Genomic DNA, 15122 nt, shown 5'->3' on the forward strand with positions numbered 1-15122 from the left:
CCCACTCATCAACAATGCACCCGCCTCATTATATTTCCGACTTAAACTCTTTTAAAATTTGGATCATTTGTAGCTGTAATCCCACTTGGTTACCAGCATTCTTGTTCTCACTAACAATGCCCTCATATAGCTCTTGACGAAGAATTTGGACTTCTTTTGGTGCGACAAAGCCTAACTTCACATGATCCCCTTCAACACTTACGATTTGTACTTCGATGTGATCTCCAATCATTACAGTCTCTCCGACTTTACGCTTAAGGACTAGCATGAGTGCCCTCCTTCTTCGTCAATAAGTAACGAATTGGGTAGTCCCTGTTAGTAATTATAAATTGACAAGCCTTTCGGCTTGCTGGTGCTAAGAGAATTGGTGCTCTTAAGTTTACATAGAGGTCATTCTCTTGCATATTAACGATAAGGAATACCGCTACATCCTCAACTCTCTGTAACCCTAGTAAGTCTACTAACTCCTGATCTATCTCAAAGCCATACTCATCAATCACTTCAATTGCTGGCACAAGAATAAAACTGATCTGTTCATCAATCGTATGAAGCACGCTAAAGGGGGAGTCTTCGATTGGAAATAATGCATAATCTTTAAAATCTTGCATGCCTAGAATACCCTTCTCAAATTGATATACACGATCGGCTTCAAATCTCAATTGTCCGTAATCATTACTTTTAATTGTCAACTTCAATTTATGCTGTCTATTTCCAGTCACTTCAACAACCTCCCTCTGACTTCAATATTAATTTCAGGTGAATAAATTTTAACATCAATGTGCAAACCCCTACTGGGTATAGCCATAAGAACCACCGTCGATTGTCCCTGTCTCATATACCTCTCCATGGCAATTTTACCGAATACATTTTTCTCGCCTGAAGAAATATTGGCAATACGATCTCCTTCTCTAGATTTTTCAGCAATATCATTCTCTAATTGTCCGACTCTTTTCTGTACTAATTCCCTAGCTACTGTAGATGGCTGTGGTAACCCGAGTTCTTCCCATACAGGAATCCAGTCCGCCTGCATTTCTGGATTACGAGTCGTAATATTCAACTCGGCAGGAGTATAAGCAGCACTTGTTTGATAAATTTTAATTCCAGAAGAGGCAACAGAGTTCATAAAAGGCACCATGTACATCTACCTAATAAAATCTATCAGCGAAGTCTGCATAATTCTAGCTCCTGTAGATAGAGCGGCTTGCAGTATGGTTTCCTTCATCTTCAAATCTGTAATTGCTTCCGGGGTACTGACATCAGCTACGTGAGAACGTTGATCTTTAATATTAACTTGCTCGTCCAAAATTCGGTTTTCCATTAGATCAAAACGATTCATACGGGCACCAATCTCTGCCCAACTAATGGTAATACGATCAACACTATCATCAATTTTAGTCAAACTATCTGAAATCGCTGTTAAATTATTACTATCCAGAGCAATAGCTAAGTCATCCAGAACTTTAAATACATTGTCCGTATTGGCTTTACCAAATACAATCTCACCTGTAATACTTACAGGTACATTTACTGCGGGACTCACATTCAGGTAAAACAATCCCGAATCCGTCACTTCCATTGCGGCTCCATTAACTGTGTATGGAGGCTGATCTGTCTTCTGTCCGTTAAATAGATACCGACCATTATAGGTACTATTCCCTATGGTAACCATCTGCTCCTTCAACTGTTTCACTTCAGAAGCAATAACTTGACGCTGCTGTGCATCAAATGTTCCATTCCTAGCCTGCAACGTTAAAGTACGAGCACGCTTTAATACATCACTTGCTTGTTGCATTAATGAGTCCATCGTTTTAAGTATTTCACTACCTGTTTGTGCATTGTTTAAAAATTCATCACTTCTCGCAAGATCAGTATCGTAGCGCATCTGATACCCTACACCAACTGGATCATCACTAGGCTTACTTATGCGCTGACCGGTGGCCAATTGTTGTTGGCCAGTTTTCATGTCTGTATTAATATTTCGCAAGTTACGAAGTAATTGAATGTTTTGCATAGATCCTGTTACACGCATGTTATTCCCCCCTTTTCTTTATAGACCTACACGTCCCATAGAATTAATAACCCTATCCAACATTTCGTCCACTGTTGTCATATTACGTGCAGCAGCATTGTACGCTTGCTGATAACGAATCATATCAGCTAATTCCTCATCCATCGAAACTCCACTGACGGATTGACGCTGCATCTGTAGATTATCCACCATATCCTGTTCATTCTCAAAGTTCCGTTCAACGTTGCTAGCCCGAATTCCAAGGTCTCCAACCAATGCCCGGAAATAATCGTCGGTTGAACCTTTTGAAAGAGACGTTAGACTAGCCGGAAAGCTGAATAGTGCGTCACGCAGGCTTGCTAAAGCATTTGCAACATCACTGTTACCACGGATAACCTTATCCACTCCGTTAACATTTTCAATTTTTGAAGAGGCTGCAATGTTATTCGTATTCTTAAGGATATCTTGATTGACACCGATATCGTCGATCGTAAATCCACCACCCGTTGAAACAAAAAACGGAACACCTGAGGTTGGTGGCTCTGTAAGCGTATACCCAAGCTCGTGCAGACCATTAAATCCCTTTACCATAACATCCATAGATGTTGCAACTCTAGATCCGGCAGGAATCACTTGTCCAGCAGGAATTACGACTCCGTCTTCCAATGTCACTTGATTCAACGCAGTCATTTGTTGTGGAGTTACATATCCATTTCTCAGTGTTACTTTTATGTCACCCGTAGCTAGCGTGTTAACCATCGCATTCAGCTGATTACGGATCGTATCTGTTTCCTGAAGCGACTTGGTATAGCCTTCTAATTGTCCAGCCGTTGCTGTAGTGGCATTCGCTGCCGTCAAATTCGTCACTGCATCGCCGGTAAGCACCGCGACACCTGCAGCAGTGATATTAACCATTCCTACTGCATCTTCGGCATATTGAACATCGACGATCGTAGACAACTGGTCAATCAGCAAGTCACGTTGGTCACGATAGTCATTCGCATTATCTCCAAAGCTTTCATTGTCACGAATGATCACATTCAGCTTGGCAATATTGTCGAGTATATTGTTAGCTTCCATTACTTTCTTATCGATATTAGTCGTAAGGTCGCTAGTAAGATTATTGAGTGATTCACTAATATGCTTCAGTGTATCTGTCATGTTGCTTGCAGCTCCCGCAACAGCTACACGTGCGCTTAATAAGGAGGGATCGCGATTCAGGGTTTCCCATGAGTTCCAGAAATCATCCATAACTGTGCTAAGCCCACTACCTGATGGTTCATTCAAAATATTCTGAATAGAAACCATACTAGCGTTCAAAACTTCCCATGATCCTAAATATTGATTCTCGCGCCGAAACTGTGTATCCAGAAAGCCATCCCTAATTCGTGTAATACTTCCATACTCCACACCGGTACCAAGCTGACCTGGTTGTTGACTCCTGTTCATACCCATGGCCCATATTGGTCTCGCTTCGGTCGTATTTACTCTCTGCCGAGTATATCCTGCTGTAGTAGCATTGGCTATGTTGTGGCTCAAAGTTTGCATTGATGTCGTATTGACAAATAGAGCACGTTTACTAGTTTCTATCCCATGAAAAGTGGAGGCCATCATCATTCTCCTTTGAGTGTTGCTAAAATTTTAACCTCTTGTGTCGAACATATTACTTCTAACCGTCGGCTTCTTGTCCTGGCTCTGGGGTGGAGAGTAGGTTGCCTCATCATCCATCCCGCCCATCATCAAATTCAGGGAGTAATCGATAAAAGTAAGTGACTGCCCGATAAGCTCCTGATTTAATGAGTTCAAACGTTTCAGATCCTGCAATCGCCCTTCTATCTTCGCCCTAGACTCGGTCAAGAGCCGCTTCTCTTCAGGATCAAATACAAGCCTAAGGATCTCAGTAATCGTTAGTTCCAACTGCGATTTAACACCCTTAGATTTCAAAAATCCCTGAGCAGAAGCAAGGAGATCCTTCTCTAATTCTTCAATGTTCTTAATCATCTTTGATTCCTGGGATAATGTACGAACCAGTTCTGTGTAATCATTACTTATAACAGCCTGCTTCTTATCCTGCATAATTTCTATTAATTTAGAATATGACTCATCCATTCGATCCATCGACTCTTGTAATAATTGAACTGACATAGCAGCCCCCTAATTCTCGGTGTATGACTTGAAGTATGGAACTAGCTTCTCAGCAAGCTTGCCGGCGTCGATTTGATACGTTCCCGTGGAAACTTGTGATTTCAGATCTGCGATGCGATTGGTACGTTCTGGATCATTTCCGACCCCTTGGGCTTGTAACAATTCTTTCGCTTCTGCGGATATGGAAACCTCATCCTTGCGACGAGCTTTACGATCTAACTCATTGCGTTGGGATTCGATTTGGCGTTGATAGTTATTTATGGCTCCGACCCGTCCTGTTTCGTTAATTTTCATGGGCTCCACCTTCCTTTACAAAATAAAAAAACCGATAATCTTTAATAAGTTTATCGGCGAGGGTTGAAACTTTATGAATAGCGAATGATTGGATTTTGAAGAATATTATGACACTGTTTATGATAATTTGTCGTTAAGAGTTGCGGAACTTGTCAACAGCCCCGTAAGCGCCACCCTTTTTCGGGTTACTTTGTGATTCTTGCGTCCCCTGTGAATGTGACCCCTCACGTGCTTTATTGGTAAAAGCTTTGGTTAGATGATTACGGCATGAATCGCACATATTATTCTCATAAATGAGAACTCCACATATTTCACATGGATACATCATATTGGGATTGTCGGCGACTGATATCCGACCTTCCTTAATAAACTTCGTAATTTGCTTGATGGAAACTTCCGTAGCATCCGAAACTTCCTGAATGGTGGCCGTCTTCTCCTCACGCAAAAATTTCAGACACCTCTCATATTCTAGCTCTATGTCCTTGATGCAGTTTGGGCACATATTTTTGAAACCTTTAGCAAATAATTTGCCGCATCGCGGGCAATTTCCAAGGCTCATCGTCATTCGGACTCTTCCCTTCAAATAACGTGGTTTGATGATAGATTAACCTATAATAGGAAGTCCGTCCACAATTTCATCCAATTTATTTTGTATGTATCCGTCGAAATATGTAAATTTCAGGAACGAGCCCAAGTAAGACAATATACCTCCCCCTTCCGGCCGAGCTGAGAACACCCCTCCAACAGAACCTCCGAACACGCGTCAATTGTACTTCCAGTCGTGTATACATCATCGATGAGTAACAGGGTAAGTGGAGTATCTGATGGTTTATCAAGAATCGAGTTTCTCGCCCTAGTCGCATTGTACTGGGATGTAAAGCGAGAACGTAAGGAGGGTTTATGAGAAGGTTGTTGCATTACGGATTCTAGCCGCTCGGCCACATCTGGCAAGAGCCTAAAGAGGCCTTGAATATCATGCAGCCGTTCACGCCGATTCTTGAAGCTTTGTTTCTCGGTATGTCTAGTACGTTCTAATAGGGCAAGAAGAGGAATATCGCTAACGGAAGCTGCTCCCCGTGCTAACAACTCGGCTTGATTGAACCCACGTTCCATTAGTCTTTCCTCACTGATCGGTACGAAAGTAACAGCATCGAAGTGAATAGAGATTCCCCCCTGTTCGGTAGCTAGTTCCCGCAACATTCGTGTCATCGCCCAGCCCATTATTCGTGATAACACCGGGCCATATGCCTCATGACCTCGAAATTTATATTGGCCCAACCACTCTCGCATCGTCGCATTATAAGCTACCGCACTACGGTTCAGAATAAAGTTACGGGACCCAGCACTCTGACGACTACAATCCGGACAACCAACAGGGCGCCCGCAGGTATAACATCGTGGTTTCATGATCCAAGGAATGGAAGCATAACATACGTGACAAAGTTCCGGATATCCCCGAACTATTGCTGATATCATCTTGCCACATACTAAACAAGAAACTCCCTGTGGAGATAGCAAGTTATGAATCGACGAGAGTAGCGTTCTCCATGATACACCCTCTCCTCCATATTGCATTATTGGATTTTTGATCGTTTGTTTCTGTAACATCGTCATCTTCCGGATCCTCCCTTCGATTCTCTCAAAAAACCATTTTTGCGCGCGATCATATTCATTGACTTGATCTGATGTCTAGCCCCCCGCTGGGACTTACTCCACTCTGGAGAGGCAAACACAACCATACCCGCAGGATCATTCTTAGATCTCCCAGCACGTCCAGCCATTTGTACCAAAGATGCCTCATCAAACAATCCACTATCTGCATCCAAAATGTACACATCACTACGCGGTACCGTGACACCACGCTCCAAAATGGTTGTTGTAATCAGCATCCTTATTTCTCCTGAACGGAAAGCCAAAACTTTACTCGCACGTTCCTCGTCTTGTGACGACGTCCCATCGATTGCAAGACCGGGGAAACGAAGTCTCAGTAGTGCTACCAGAGGCATAATGTGGCGGATGCGAGAAACGAACACAAATATCTGTGCGCCGCGGGAGATCGACACTTGCAGATAACGGGTCAGCGAAGCACCAATTGATTTCCGATGTAGACAATCCTCTACTCGTTTCATAGTGATGTGGGCAGGTAAAGGAAGGGGATGTCCGTGAAAGCGGGCTGGAACCTTGGCATGTGGCAACCGTCCCGCAGCAATCTCCCGCTGCAGAGCAGCTGGTGGTGTTGCTGATAAAAAGACAAAGCGCCCTTCCAATTTGCAACAACGTTCGGCTGCATAAGCGAGCATGGGGTCATTATGGTAGGGAAAAGCATCAAGTTCATCGATTATGACCAGATCAAATGATCGATAAAAACGTAGTAGTTGATGAGTCGTAGCCAGAAAAAGTTGGGCTTCTCCCCATCGCTGGGAACTCCCCCCGTAGAGAACGGCAATCTTCTCTTCTGGAAAGGCAGCCGCAAGACGTGGGGCTAGCTCCAGCACCACATCTCGCCGCGGCGTGGCTATCAGCGCACGCCCACCTTGGTCTAATACATATCGCAGCAACGGAAAAATCATTTCCGTCTTGCCTGCGCCGGTGACGGCCCAGAGCAGGAAACTTCGCGGCTTCTGCGGCTGTGATTCTTCAGTAGCGGTAGCAGAGCCGCCACCGCGAAGTGCTTGGCGCGCGCGTAATGCCGCGCGCCGCAAGAGCCCCGCCCCGCGCTGCGCTCGGGCGGAATTGCCCACTTCCTGCGGCTCCGCCAGGAAGCTCAGTGCCGCCCCCGCAGCCATGCGCTGCGCGGGGCTGAGCCCCCACCGGTCCAGCAAGGACTCGGTGGGGGTGGAGCCTGCCGTGTCGCCTCCAGCGGACGGCACGACGGCGGCCCTGACGCTGCCGCGAAGCAGCAGCGCACAAGAGCGGCTGCGCCCTAGCGCGAGGCAGGCCTCGCAGTAGGCGCAGCTGCTGGAGCCGCATGACCCGCAGGGCGTGCGGCGATGCACTTCGCTGCCACAACGCCGGCAGCGGGGTGCCCGGACCCGGCGCCGCGATAGCAGGCGCGGGGCTTGCCCAGAGCGGGCGGTGGCGGGAGCCACGCCCGCGGTGAACTGCACGCGCCCTTGCAGATGCGCGAGCTGAGCGGCAAAGCGCCACGCCGCTGGTACAAGCCGCGGCGCGGTCTCCGCCAGTAGCTGCTGAAGCTCCGCCTCCAGCAGCGAGCGCCCTTCCAGCGCGGATGCCAGCCAATCCGCCTCTGCGAACGCAATATCCCATTCTCTTAAATCGTCTCCCACCTCCTGCCCTATAAGCGACACTCCTAACGGAGACAACCCGCTCTCTCTCTCCCACAACCAACTTGGACGATCCATTATTACCAGGTCTCTCTCCGTTACTGCTGGGACTCTCCCCACTACTACTCTTCCTCTCCCCTTTAGCTCCCGCTCGCTCCTACCTCCGTCTTCCTGCGCCTTCCGTTCCAACGCTAACTCTTCCTTCAACCCAAGCCTCATATAGCTTGCCCAGTCGTCCAATGTCCAGTTATCCATATTAGCTTGATGGGTGAACCCTTCACATAATGTAATCGCCCATCCTAACGGCATAGAATTGGAAAGTAAGATCATTACTTTCACATCTTGACCATAGTTACCCACCTCTCTAATCTTTCTATGTTCTATGTCTCTAGTTGCTTGCTCACAATTTATTCGCTCTACATCTCTAGTCACTTGCTCGTTATTTAATCGGTCTATACCTCTATTTGATTTCTCCCTACTTATTCGTTCTATACCTCTAGTTTCTTGCTTGCTATTTGTCTGCTCCACAGCCAGTGCCCCACCCTTTATCCACCACCACATATCCACTCGTAAATCCAAACTAACCTCAAGCTTCCAACCGTTCGCTAATCTTACTGCATATACACTAATCTTCATCCCTTTCCCCTCCCCTAGATAACGCAAAAAAGCACACTCCCCGGCCCATTGGCCCTAAGAGTGTGCTTCACACTTTCATTCGCTTCGGCTTATTCTGCTTTTGCTGTGTCTTCTGCATCCGCTTAATTCGCTTCCACCTTTTCTTATTTAATTGTTCGTGCTCTTGTTCTAACTCAGACATGGACATAAGGGATTTTGGCCGCCTCCTGTGGTACCCGAAGGTCGATATACATCGAGTTCTCTCCTCCATCAGGAGATGTGACCGCTCTCATTTCCACTTCGTCCTGCACTTCAGTGATGCCAATCACCGTCAAATCCATACCACTCATGTTCTGCATTCGCTGCATAATCGCTAGTGTATCATCTTGCGATCCTTCATCCAATACAGTTACACGCAGAGATTCACCACGTAATCTTGCATACCATGATAGAGCCCTTAAATACCATTCCATTTGATTCTCATGATTATGAGTCACCAAAATATAATGAATCTGCTTGTTGCCCTTACGCTTGCTCCGCAAGTATCGGCTGTGAAACACATGCACCAACACCGCAGCCAAACCATAGCCCAGCAGAATCCAACCCATGTAGGGAATCATGGAACTCACCTCCCTTAGCGACAATATATGCCGCGTAGAGGCCGTCGGTTACTGGGCTCACCTATTCCCTATCCTTCAATATCAATGGGTCCGATCTCTTGAGCTATCGCTCACCATGATTATCATCCCTGAAAGGATGACTAATGCTCATTCAAACTATAATGTTACCCAGCCGAATTTAATGGCATTGATAACAGCCTGCGTACGATCATCCACGTCCATTTTTTGCAAAATACTACTAACATGGTTTTTAACCGTCTTCTCACTAATAAACAAATGCTCACCAATCATCTTGTTACTACGACCTTCCGCCATCAGGCGAAGCACTTCTGCCTCACGACGTGTCAGCGGATTATTATCTCCCGCAACGAACTTCACGCCAGCCTCACGGCTCACATTCGCTTCAGCAATTGCACCCGTTTCACTCAGATATTCCATGCGGCGAAGCTGCTGAATCAATTTACCCGTCACCTTCGGATGTATAAAGCCATTTCCCTCGGAAACCGTACGAATCGCATTAATAAGAGACTCTGCCTCCATATCCTTCAGCAAGTAACCCGTAGCACCTTTACGTAATGTCTCAAAAACATAACTCTCATCATCATGAATCGATAGGATAATTACCTTTATTTCTGGAAGTGTCTCGCGAAGTTGAGCCGTTGCTTCAACCCCATTTAAAATAGGCATATTAATATCCATGAGAACAATTTCCGGTAGGTGTAAACGACATCCTTCCATCACCTGGGAGCCGTCTGAACATTCCCCCACAACTTCAATATCTTCTTCCATATTCAAAATCCGCTTAAGTCCTTCACGAAATAGCTGGTGATCGTCAGCCAAGAGTACTTTGATTTTTCGTCTATTACCCAAATTAAGATTATCCATCGTATTACTCCTTTCTCTTCTCTGTATTTGTCGGGATGTGAATGACGATTTTGGTGCCCATATTCGCCGCTGATTCAATTTCCATTCTACCATCCAGTAATTCCACGCGTTCCCGCATTCCGATTAAACCAAAGTGAGAATGTTCCTTAGTCTTCAGCTCAAGTTGCTCCACTTTGAAACCGAGGCCATTATCATGAACCATGATTTTTACCATCTGAGCCTGATAAGTGATTTCTACACCAACAAATGTCGGATAGGCATGTTTGGCAGAATTATTAAGCGCTTCTTGTATCAAACGAAACACCGCTGCCTCCATTGGCGAGGAAAGTCTAAATTCTTTACCTCTCGTCTCAAAGGTCGCCCTTATCTTTGTCTTCTCTTCAAAATCATGTACGAACTTTCGTAGTGTCGGAATTAGTCCTAGATCATCTAACGCCATTGGCCGAAGATTAAAAATGACTTTTCTCATTTCCTCCAAGCTGGAGCGAACCTGACCCTTCAAATCTATTATTTCGTCTTGTACCATCTTAAATTCCTGCTTTATGAGCATTCTTTCTACAATTTCCGTCCTAAGAACTAGATTTGCCAGCAATTGAGCTGGTCCATCGTGAATTTCCCGAGAAATCCGCTTACGCTCTTCTTCCTGTGCCAAAATAATTTTCAATCCAATAAGTTGCCGATTTTTGGCCGATTCTAGAATACGCGTGACTTGTCCAAGCTCACCAGATAAGTATTCCAGCACAACTCCCATTTGTGTCCCAATCGTCTCGGCACGTTCTACTGATTTATCAACATTTCTTGCCCTCTTCTGCAAATCATCACGCCGTGCTTTCAAATACATCTCTTTCTCACGAAAAATAAGCAGGTCGAGTTGCAACTGTGTTGCATTCTCGTAGGCCTGCTTGATATCCTCTTCCTTATACCTCACAAAGTCCCGGCTGACTTCTGTCAGCCGGATACGGGAACGCCGGTAATTCACTTCAAGTTGATCTACCTTTTCCACGGTCTCCGCAGTTTCCTTCATAACCTGCTGGAGTTCGTTGTTAAGTGACTTCAACTCATTACGTGCCGTTTCCAAAATTTCGAGTATTTGCAGTTTGCTGTTCTCCATTACGCCTACAGCATTTTTTATAACACGATCTATAGCATCCGCTTGAAAATCCACTTAACACTTCTCCATTTCCTTAAACCCCTCAATAATCTAAATTCATCATATCATGATTTAAGAGTAATGGACTTGGTTATCTTCTCCCATTTTACGTCAATTCCTAATTGTTCAGATACCAAACGTAACGGGACTAAAGTCCTGCCACCTACAATAATTGGAGCAACCGTTGCCTTTTCTGGCGATCCATTCAATAGGAAACTAGTTTTTCCAACTGTTAATTCGAGCACTACACTACCACGTGTCACAGTAATTTTCTTCGCCACATTATCCCAGCTGGCTGCTCCTCCGAATGAATCTAGAACATACTTAATAGGAACATAGGTCGTGCCACCCTTCAGCAATGGAGCAACCTCTAGATTCTGTTTCTTTCCATCCACTGACATCGATTTCTGTCCAACTGTCATTTGAACGGTAACGCTTGGAAAGCTGGAATCAACTTCCGTAGAAGGAGCCGTAAATTTTACGTTGTCAAAGGAAACACTACCCGTCAATGACCGCTCGTCTTGGCCATCCTCCAGGTTTACGAGATACAGACGTTTCAACTTAGCCGGTTGTTTAAGTCCCGCTGCAGTCAGATCCATACTAAATGTTTTCCATTCGGAGAAATCAACCATCCGTGTTAGATCTACATAAACACTCTTACCGTCTGCATCCTCAAACTCTGCTCTGAGCCAGTTCAGACTTGAATCACCCAGTACATCGATTGACATCGCAGTTGAGCCTTCTGGAATTCCTTTACCCGTAGTACCGTTGATCTGAGCATAAGCAAATCTATTCCCGGTACCACTTGTGAAATCATAATCTAGCTTCAACACTTTACTATTTTCGTGACTTCCCGTGCCTTGAGTAACCATTGCGGTTCCTTTTGTCTCAGCAGGTAATCCCGTGAACGATATCGGGTAAGTTACATTCTCAAAATTCTCCCAAATTTGCTCTGCTGATGCTGACAGAACGATTGGCGTTCCGCTGAATCCATCATATTTTGGAGTGGCATATGCTACATTGGCACCTTTATTCACAGATTGAACTGTTAGTACACCATCTGCTACGCTTGCCTTCATGCCTGTGAATTCCCATTTCAGCGATTCCGCTGGCACATCTACTTTATTTCCATTCTTCAATTCAGCCGTTACCGGTACAGAGACCGAAGTTCCCGCCTCTAGTGAAGCAAATGTAGTTCCCGAGGTCAGGCTCTTGAGGTCACTACCTCCAAGCACATTCACCTTCATACTAGTCTTAGCATCGCCGCTGATTGCCGTAATTTGCGAAGTTCCTGCTTTGACTGCTTTGAAGCTATCCCCAGTCCATGTGACATTTCCATTGTCTGATTTCCAAGTCGTTTGCATTCCTGAAGTATCCATAGGGTTAAAATAGTTATCATACCCTTTTAATGTATACGAAGCCGTTTGTCCAATGAGTAAGGATTGTGTACCACTCACTACAAGTCCCTTCAAAGTTCCTTGTGGAGCCGTCGTAAAGACGCCTAATCCATTGACTACCGCTCGTTGTCCCGCTGATCCATTGGAAGTCGTGAAGGTCAACCCCGCAGTCGTCTCCGCCAGTGGACGAGTCACCATCGTTGTTGAGCCTCCGCCATCCAGCGTTAGACCCTTCCATACCCCGATGCTAGTCATGAAGTTCTGCAGCTCTTTAAGCGTCATCCCCGAGCTGTTATTATTCTTCTCAGCCGTAATGATGTAGGCAGTTTTACCATTTTGTGAGTATCCTAAAGCTGTTCTCGCCACAGGGCTGCCACCACTGATCCCCGTCGTGGAACGCGTGAAGGCCGACACTTTGCCTTGATCAACAAGCAAGGTATGACCACCGATCATCGTCTGAAGATCAGCTGGATTAATCTCTTCTCCAGTAGTTAGTGAGCTAAGTTGATACGAAGCATCCACTCTCTGCCCAACGACCATATGAGCAGCGATGTAATCAGCCGCCATACCATGAGCACGAAGGATATATCCATCTGCAGGCACGGCGCTCGGAATAGGAGCTTTGATCGAAATTTGCTGAATGATGCCCCCTTGCACCAGCACCTCTGTTGGTGTTGTGGCACTGGCTGTTGGCCGCTCTAATGACTTCCATGCACTAGTATAAATAAACATGTTATTCACATGACTGTATGCTTGAGCTGGTTCAGTTTTATATGATTCCTGATTAATACCCGTGAGCGGGAAAGTCGAGCCATCCTCAGCTATCACGGTACCCCCAAACGCAAAACGGTCGATGATAGGTGTTCCATTGGTCTTCACCGCAAAAGCGTACATCCCCTCAAGTTGTGCTGGAGTCGTCACAACCGTACCTTGCGACACAGCTCCGCCCATTGCAACACCCATTCCAGTCGTTGCAAAGAAGTCACCATTAACCGCTGCAACTGCACCGCTCTCTTTAGCCATTCCCTCAACAGATTGTCTAGTCGTTACTTGTCCACCTTTACCTGTCATTACATTCAATTGAACATAAGGATTGGATAAATCAACTTCAATCACATCCGCGAGAACGGTTACCTGTTTCCCTGAACGTGTTGTTTTATATTGATATTTTACAAGTTTTGCTCCGGACGTAATCATTTCTTCACTTGATTTGAGCGTTTGATCTGCCGCAGCCTGAGCAGTAGAGGTATACCCTCCAAACCATTCAAGACTCACTACAGGCTGAATCCATATCAGTCCGGCCAAACTTACTAGAACTAGTTTTTTCCCCTTACCAACCACGAACCGAGACAACTTCTTTTCTCTTCTGACTACCATAGTAATTTATAACTCTCCCATCTTATGTAGAAATTCTATCGCATCTCTCTACTTTTAAATCTAGCACATACTTAATAGACTACAAAAATCCAGAAAAGTTACGAAAAAAGACTAGATTTATGTAATCTGTCCCTTTTTCACCAAAAAGAGAAGGATTCGGTGCGCCCCTCCAACAGTTGTATAAAGTACAATTAAATTCGGCGATAATGCTCTGCCACTAATTTTAGTTGCACAAACTACATCTATTTACTGGAAAAACCCCACTTTTCGCTGATCCCTCACTTTTAAATGTACTTAATGCAACTACTTCCTTCTCCCTTACCCTTGCTTCTAAATAAGTGCACTTTCTGCAACTATTCTGTTGTATAGTTATGGAATCTAGTGTTACATGATGCGACTGTGGAATTTTTGGGCTCCAGCGTGGGTTATGCGGCTTATACTCTAATCTACCAAATCCGTTTAACACCGCTAGCTCACTTGGAAGTATTTCGGTATAATTTATGTATATCAGTGACGAAGAACGTTCTACTATCTAATGATGAGTGGGGCGTTTTTGCGTATGGTAGCGTTAAGTTGCCAGACCAACAACACTTCTCATTCATCAACTAATGAGGTTAAGGAGTGGAATAGGAATGGCCAAAGCCAATTTTGAGGAAGAGCATCAACTTTTTCTTAGACAGCATTTGAATCTCCGTTCAGGAGAGAGAAGAGGACGACTTGAGCGCGGACACAACCACGGAGAAATCCTGTTTCTAAAAAACGTGTGGTGGCCCATCTATGAGAACTTCGATGGATTACATCCCGAATATGAGATTGCGGATTGGCGCGGTCGATCTTATTTCGGGGACTTTGCTTATTTGAAGGGACTATTGAAATTTATTATTGAAATTAAAGGGTATGGCCCCCATGTGCGCGATATGGATCGCAAAAAATACTGCGACGAGTTAAACCGAGAATTGTTCCCTCCAGTGTACTGGTTATCGTGTGATCTCATTCGTTTATGATGATGTATGCGATCGGCCAGAGCTTTGTAGAACCCTACTTCAAATGCTGTTCAATCGCTATCTGGTGCTAGAGCAACCTACCCAGCGTTCTACGATATCTGAGAATGAAGTCATTCGCATGGCGCTATCCCAAGCTCAGTCACTTACTCCGAAGAGAGTAGCCAGCCATTTCGGTATCAATTACCGAACCGCTGTCCGACTTCTTCATTCGCTATGTACCAAAGGATGGCTACGTCCAATTGCCACCGGAGGTGGGGAACGAATCCATCGCTACGAACTACAACGAGGCGCATGGGAATTCATCGAATAGATTTTACCTCTATCCATTTTTATACAAAAAAAA

The 15122-nt window shown here is 45.1% G+C and carries 17 protein-coding genes; 3 read left to right on the forward strand and 14 right to left on the reverse strand.

The genetic code is table 11. The features are described from left to right. Positions 1 to 28 precede the first annotated feature (28 nt). From csrA to NST85_RS26345, 14 genes are all read right to left on the reverse strand, one after another. Positions 29 to 268 carry a carbon storage regulator CsrA gene (gene csrA, locus NST85_RS26280; RefSeq protein ID WP_127194042.1) on the reverse strand — a complete coding sequence of 80 codons (240 nt, stop codon included), beginning with the start codon at positions 266 to 268 and terminating at the stop codon, positions 29 to 31. Then, on the reverse strand, positions 255 to 719 hold the full coding sequence (fliW, locus tag NST85_RS26285) for a flagellar assembly protein FliW (RefSeq protein ID WP_341190820.1): 465 nt from the start codon (positions 717 to 719) through the stop codon (positions 255 to 257). Before fliW ends, csrA begins: the two co-directional genes overlap by 14 nt. Continuing rightward, positions 716 to 1123 (reverse strand): DUF6470 family protein, encoded by a 408-nt coding sequence (locus tag NST85_RS26290; protein ID WP_341190821.1) that lies wholly within the window; start codon positions 1121 to 1123, stop codon positions 716 to 718. The genes fliW and NST85_RS26290 overlap by 4 nt, the downstream gene beginning before the upstream one ends. An 18-nt stretch (positions 1124 to 1141) precedes the next feature. Beyond that, complete coding sequence (gene flgL, locus NST85_RS26295) at positions 1142 to 2029, reverse strand: flagellar hook-associated protein FlgL (protein ID WP_307398646.1); 888 nt, start codon at positions 2027 to 2029, stop codon at positions 1142 to 1144. A gap of 18 nt (positions 2030 to 2047) precedes the next feature. Further along, positions 2048 to 3625, reverse strand: a complete 1578-nt coding sequence (flgK, locus tag NST85_RS26300; RefSeq protein WP_307398645.1) for a flagellar hook-associated protein FlgK — start codon at positions 3623 to 3625, stop codon at positions 2048 to 2050. Between the two features lie 24 nt (positions 3626 to 3649). Continuing rightward, entirely contained in the window at positions 3650 to 4153 is a 504-nt protein-coding gene (locus NST85_RS26305; RefSeq protein ID WP_307398644.1) for a flagellar protein FlgN, read from the reverse strand. Positions 4154 to 4162: 9 nt separating this feature from the next. After that, positions 4163 to 4447: a flagellar biosynthesis anti-sigma factor FlgM gene (gene flgM / locus NST85_RS26310; protein WP_127194038.1), complete on the reverse strand. Its 285-nt coding sequence runs from the start codon at positions 4445 to 4447 to the stop codon at positions 4163 to 4165. A gap of 133 nt (positions 4448 to 4580) precedes the next feature. Further along, positions 4581 to 5006 carry a flagellar protein gene (locus NST85_RS26315; RefSeq protein ID WP_341191171.1) on the reverse strand — a complete coding sequence of 142 codons (426 nt, stop codon included), beginning with the start codon at positions 5004 to 5006 and terminating at the stop codon, positions 4581 to 4583. A 119-nt stretch (positions 5007 to 5125) separates the two neighbouring features. Beyond that, the gene (locus tag NST85_RS26320) at positions 5126 to 6061 is read right to left on the reverse strand and encodes a ComF family protein (RefSeq protein ID WP_341190822.1); all 936 of its coding nucleotides are present in this window, start codon (positions 6059 to 6061) and stop codon (positions 5126 to 5128) included. Next, complete coding sequence (locus NST85_RS26325) at positions 6058 to 8367, reverse strand: DEAD/DEAH box helicase (protein ID WP_341190823.1); 2310 nt, start codon at positions 8365 to 8367, stop codon at positions 6058 to 6060. The genes NST85_RS26320 and NST85_RS26325 overlap by 4 nt, the downstream gene beginning before the upstream one ends. Before the next feature lie 173 nt (positions 8368 to 8540). Beyond that, complete coding sequence (locus tag NST85_RS26330) at positions 8541 to 8966, reverse strand: hypothetical protein (RefSeq protein WP_341190824.1); 426 nt, start codon at positions 8964 to 8966, stop codon at positions 8541 to 8543. Positions 8967 to 9122: 156 nt separating this feature from the next. Next, positions 9123 to 9851, reverse strand: coding sequence for a response regulator (locus tag NST85_RS26335; RefSeq protein WP_127194034.1), 729 nt, complete (start codon positions 9849 to 9851; stop codon positions 9123 to 9125). A gap of 4 nt (positions 9852 to 9855) precedes the next feature. After that, complete coding sequence (locus tag NST85_RS26340; protein WP_127194033.1) at positions 9856 to 11016, reverse strand: sensor histidine kinase; 1161 nt, start codon at positions 11014 to 11016, stop codon at positions 9856 to 9858. A 50-nt stretch (positions 11017 to 11066) separates the two neighbouring features. Continuing rightward, on the reverse strand, positions 11067 to 13775 hold the full coding sequence (locus NST85_RS26345; RefSeq protein ID WP_341190825.1) for a stalk domain-containing protein: 2709 nt from the start codon (positions 13773 to 13775) through the stop codon (positions 11067 to 11069). 381 nt (positions 13776 to 14156) lie between these two features. Between NST85_RS26345 and NST85_RS26350 the strand changes: the two genes are divergently transcribed. From NST85_RS26350 to NST85_RS26360, 3 genes are read left to right on the forward strand one after another with little or no spacing between them, the layout of a single operon-like run. Next, positions 14157 to 14384 carry a hypothetical protein gene (locus NST85_RS26350; protein WP_341190826.1) on the forward strand — a complete coding sequence of 76 codons (228 nt, stop codon included), beginning with the start codon at positions 14157 to 14159 and terminating at the stop codon, positions 14382 to 14384. A gap of 23 nt (positions 14385 to 14407) precedes the next feature. Continuing rightward, complete coding sequence (locus tag NST85_RS26355; RefSeq protein ID WP_341190827.1) at positions 14408 to 14779, forward strand: hypothetical protein; 372 nt, start codon at positions 14408 to 14410, stop codon at positions 14777 to 14779. Continuing rightward, entirely contained in the window at positions 14760 to 15089 is a 330-nt protein-coding gene (locus NST85_RS26360) for a hypothetical protein (protein ID WP_341190828.1), read from the forward strand. Before NST85_RS26355 ends, NST85_RS26360 begins: the two co-directional genes overlap by 20 nt. Positions 15090 to 15122 lie beyond the last annotated feature (33 nt).

It is taken from the genome of Paenibacillus sp. FSL K6-2524 (genome assembly GCF_038005525.1).
Classification (GTDB): Bacteria; Bacillota; Bacilli; order Paenibacillales; family Paenibacillaceae; genus Fontibacillus; species Fontibacillus anaericanus.

Excerpts from the sequence above, each read along its gene's own strand:
- flgK (WP_307398645.1), bottom strand. The coding sequence starts at position 3,625 with ATGATGATGGCCTCCACTTTTCATGGGATAGAAACTAGTAAACGTGCT.
- NST85_RS26315 (WP_341191171.1), bottom strand. The coding sequence starts at position 5,006 with ATGAGCCTTGGAAATTGCCCGCGATGCGGCAAATTATTTGCTAAAGGT.
- NST85_RS26330 (WP_341190824.1), bottom strand. The coding sequence starts at position 8,966 with ATGATTCCCTACATGGGTTGGATTCTGCTGGGCTATGGTTTGGCTGCG.
- flgM (WP_127194038.1), bottom strand. The coding sequence starts at position 4,447 with ATGAAAATTAACGAAACAGGACGGGTCGGAGCCATAAATAACTATCAA.
- NST85_RS26335 (WP_127194034.1), bottom strand. The coding sequence starts at position 9,851 with ATGGATAATCTTAATTTGGGTAATAGACGAAAAATCAAAGTACTCTTG.
- csrA (WP_127194042.1), bottom strand. The coding sequence starts at position 268 with ATGCTAGTCCTTAAGCGTAAAGTCGGAGAGACTGTAATGATTGGAGAT.
- NST85_RS26290 (WP_341190821.1), bottom strand. The coding sequence starts at position 1,123 with ATGAACTCTGTTGCCTCTTCTGGAATTAAAATTTATCAAACAAGTGCT.
- NST85_RS26305 (WP_307398644.1), bottom strand. The coding sequence starts at position 4,153 with ATGTCAGTTCAATTATTACAAGAGTCGATGGATCGAATGGATGAGTCA.
- NST85_RS26345 (WP_341190825.1), bottom strand. The coding sequence starts at position 13,775 with ATGGTAGTCAGAAGAGAAAAGAAGTTGTCTCGGTTCGTGGTTGGTAAG.
- NST85_RS26355 (WP_341190827.1), top strand. The coding sequence starts at position 14,408 with ATGGCCAAAGCCAATTTTGAGGAAGAGCATCAACTTTTTCTTAGACAG.
- NST85_RS26320 (WP_341190822.1), bottom strand. The coding sequence starts at position 6,061 with ATGACGATGTTACAGAAACAAACGATCAAAAATCCAATAATGCAATAT.
- flgL (WP_307398646.1), bottom strand. The coding sequence starts at position 2,029 with ATGCGTGTAACAGGATCTATGCAAAACATTCAATTACTTCGTAACTTG.
- NST85_RS26325 (WP_341190823.1), bottom strand. The coding sequence starts at position 8,367 with ATGAAGATTAGTGTATATGCAGTAAGATTAGCGAACGGTTGGAAGCTT.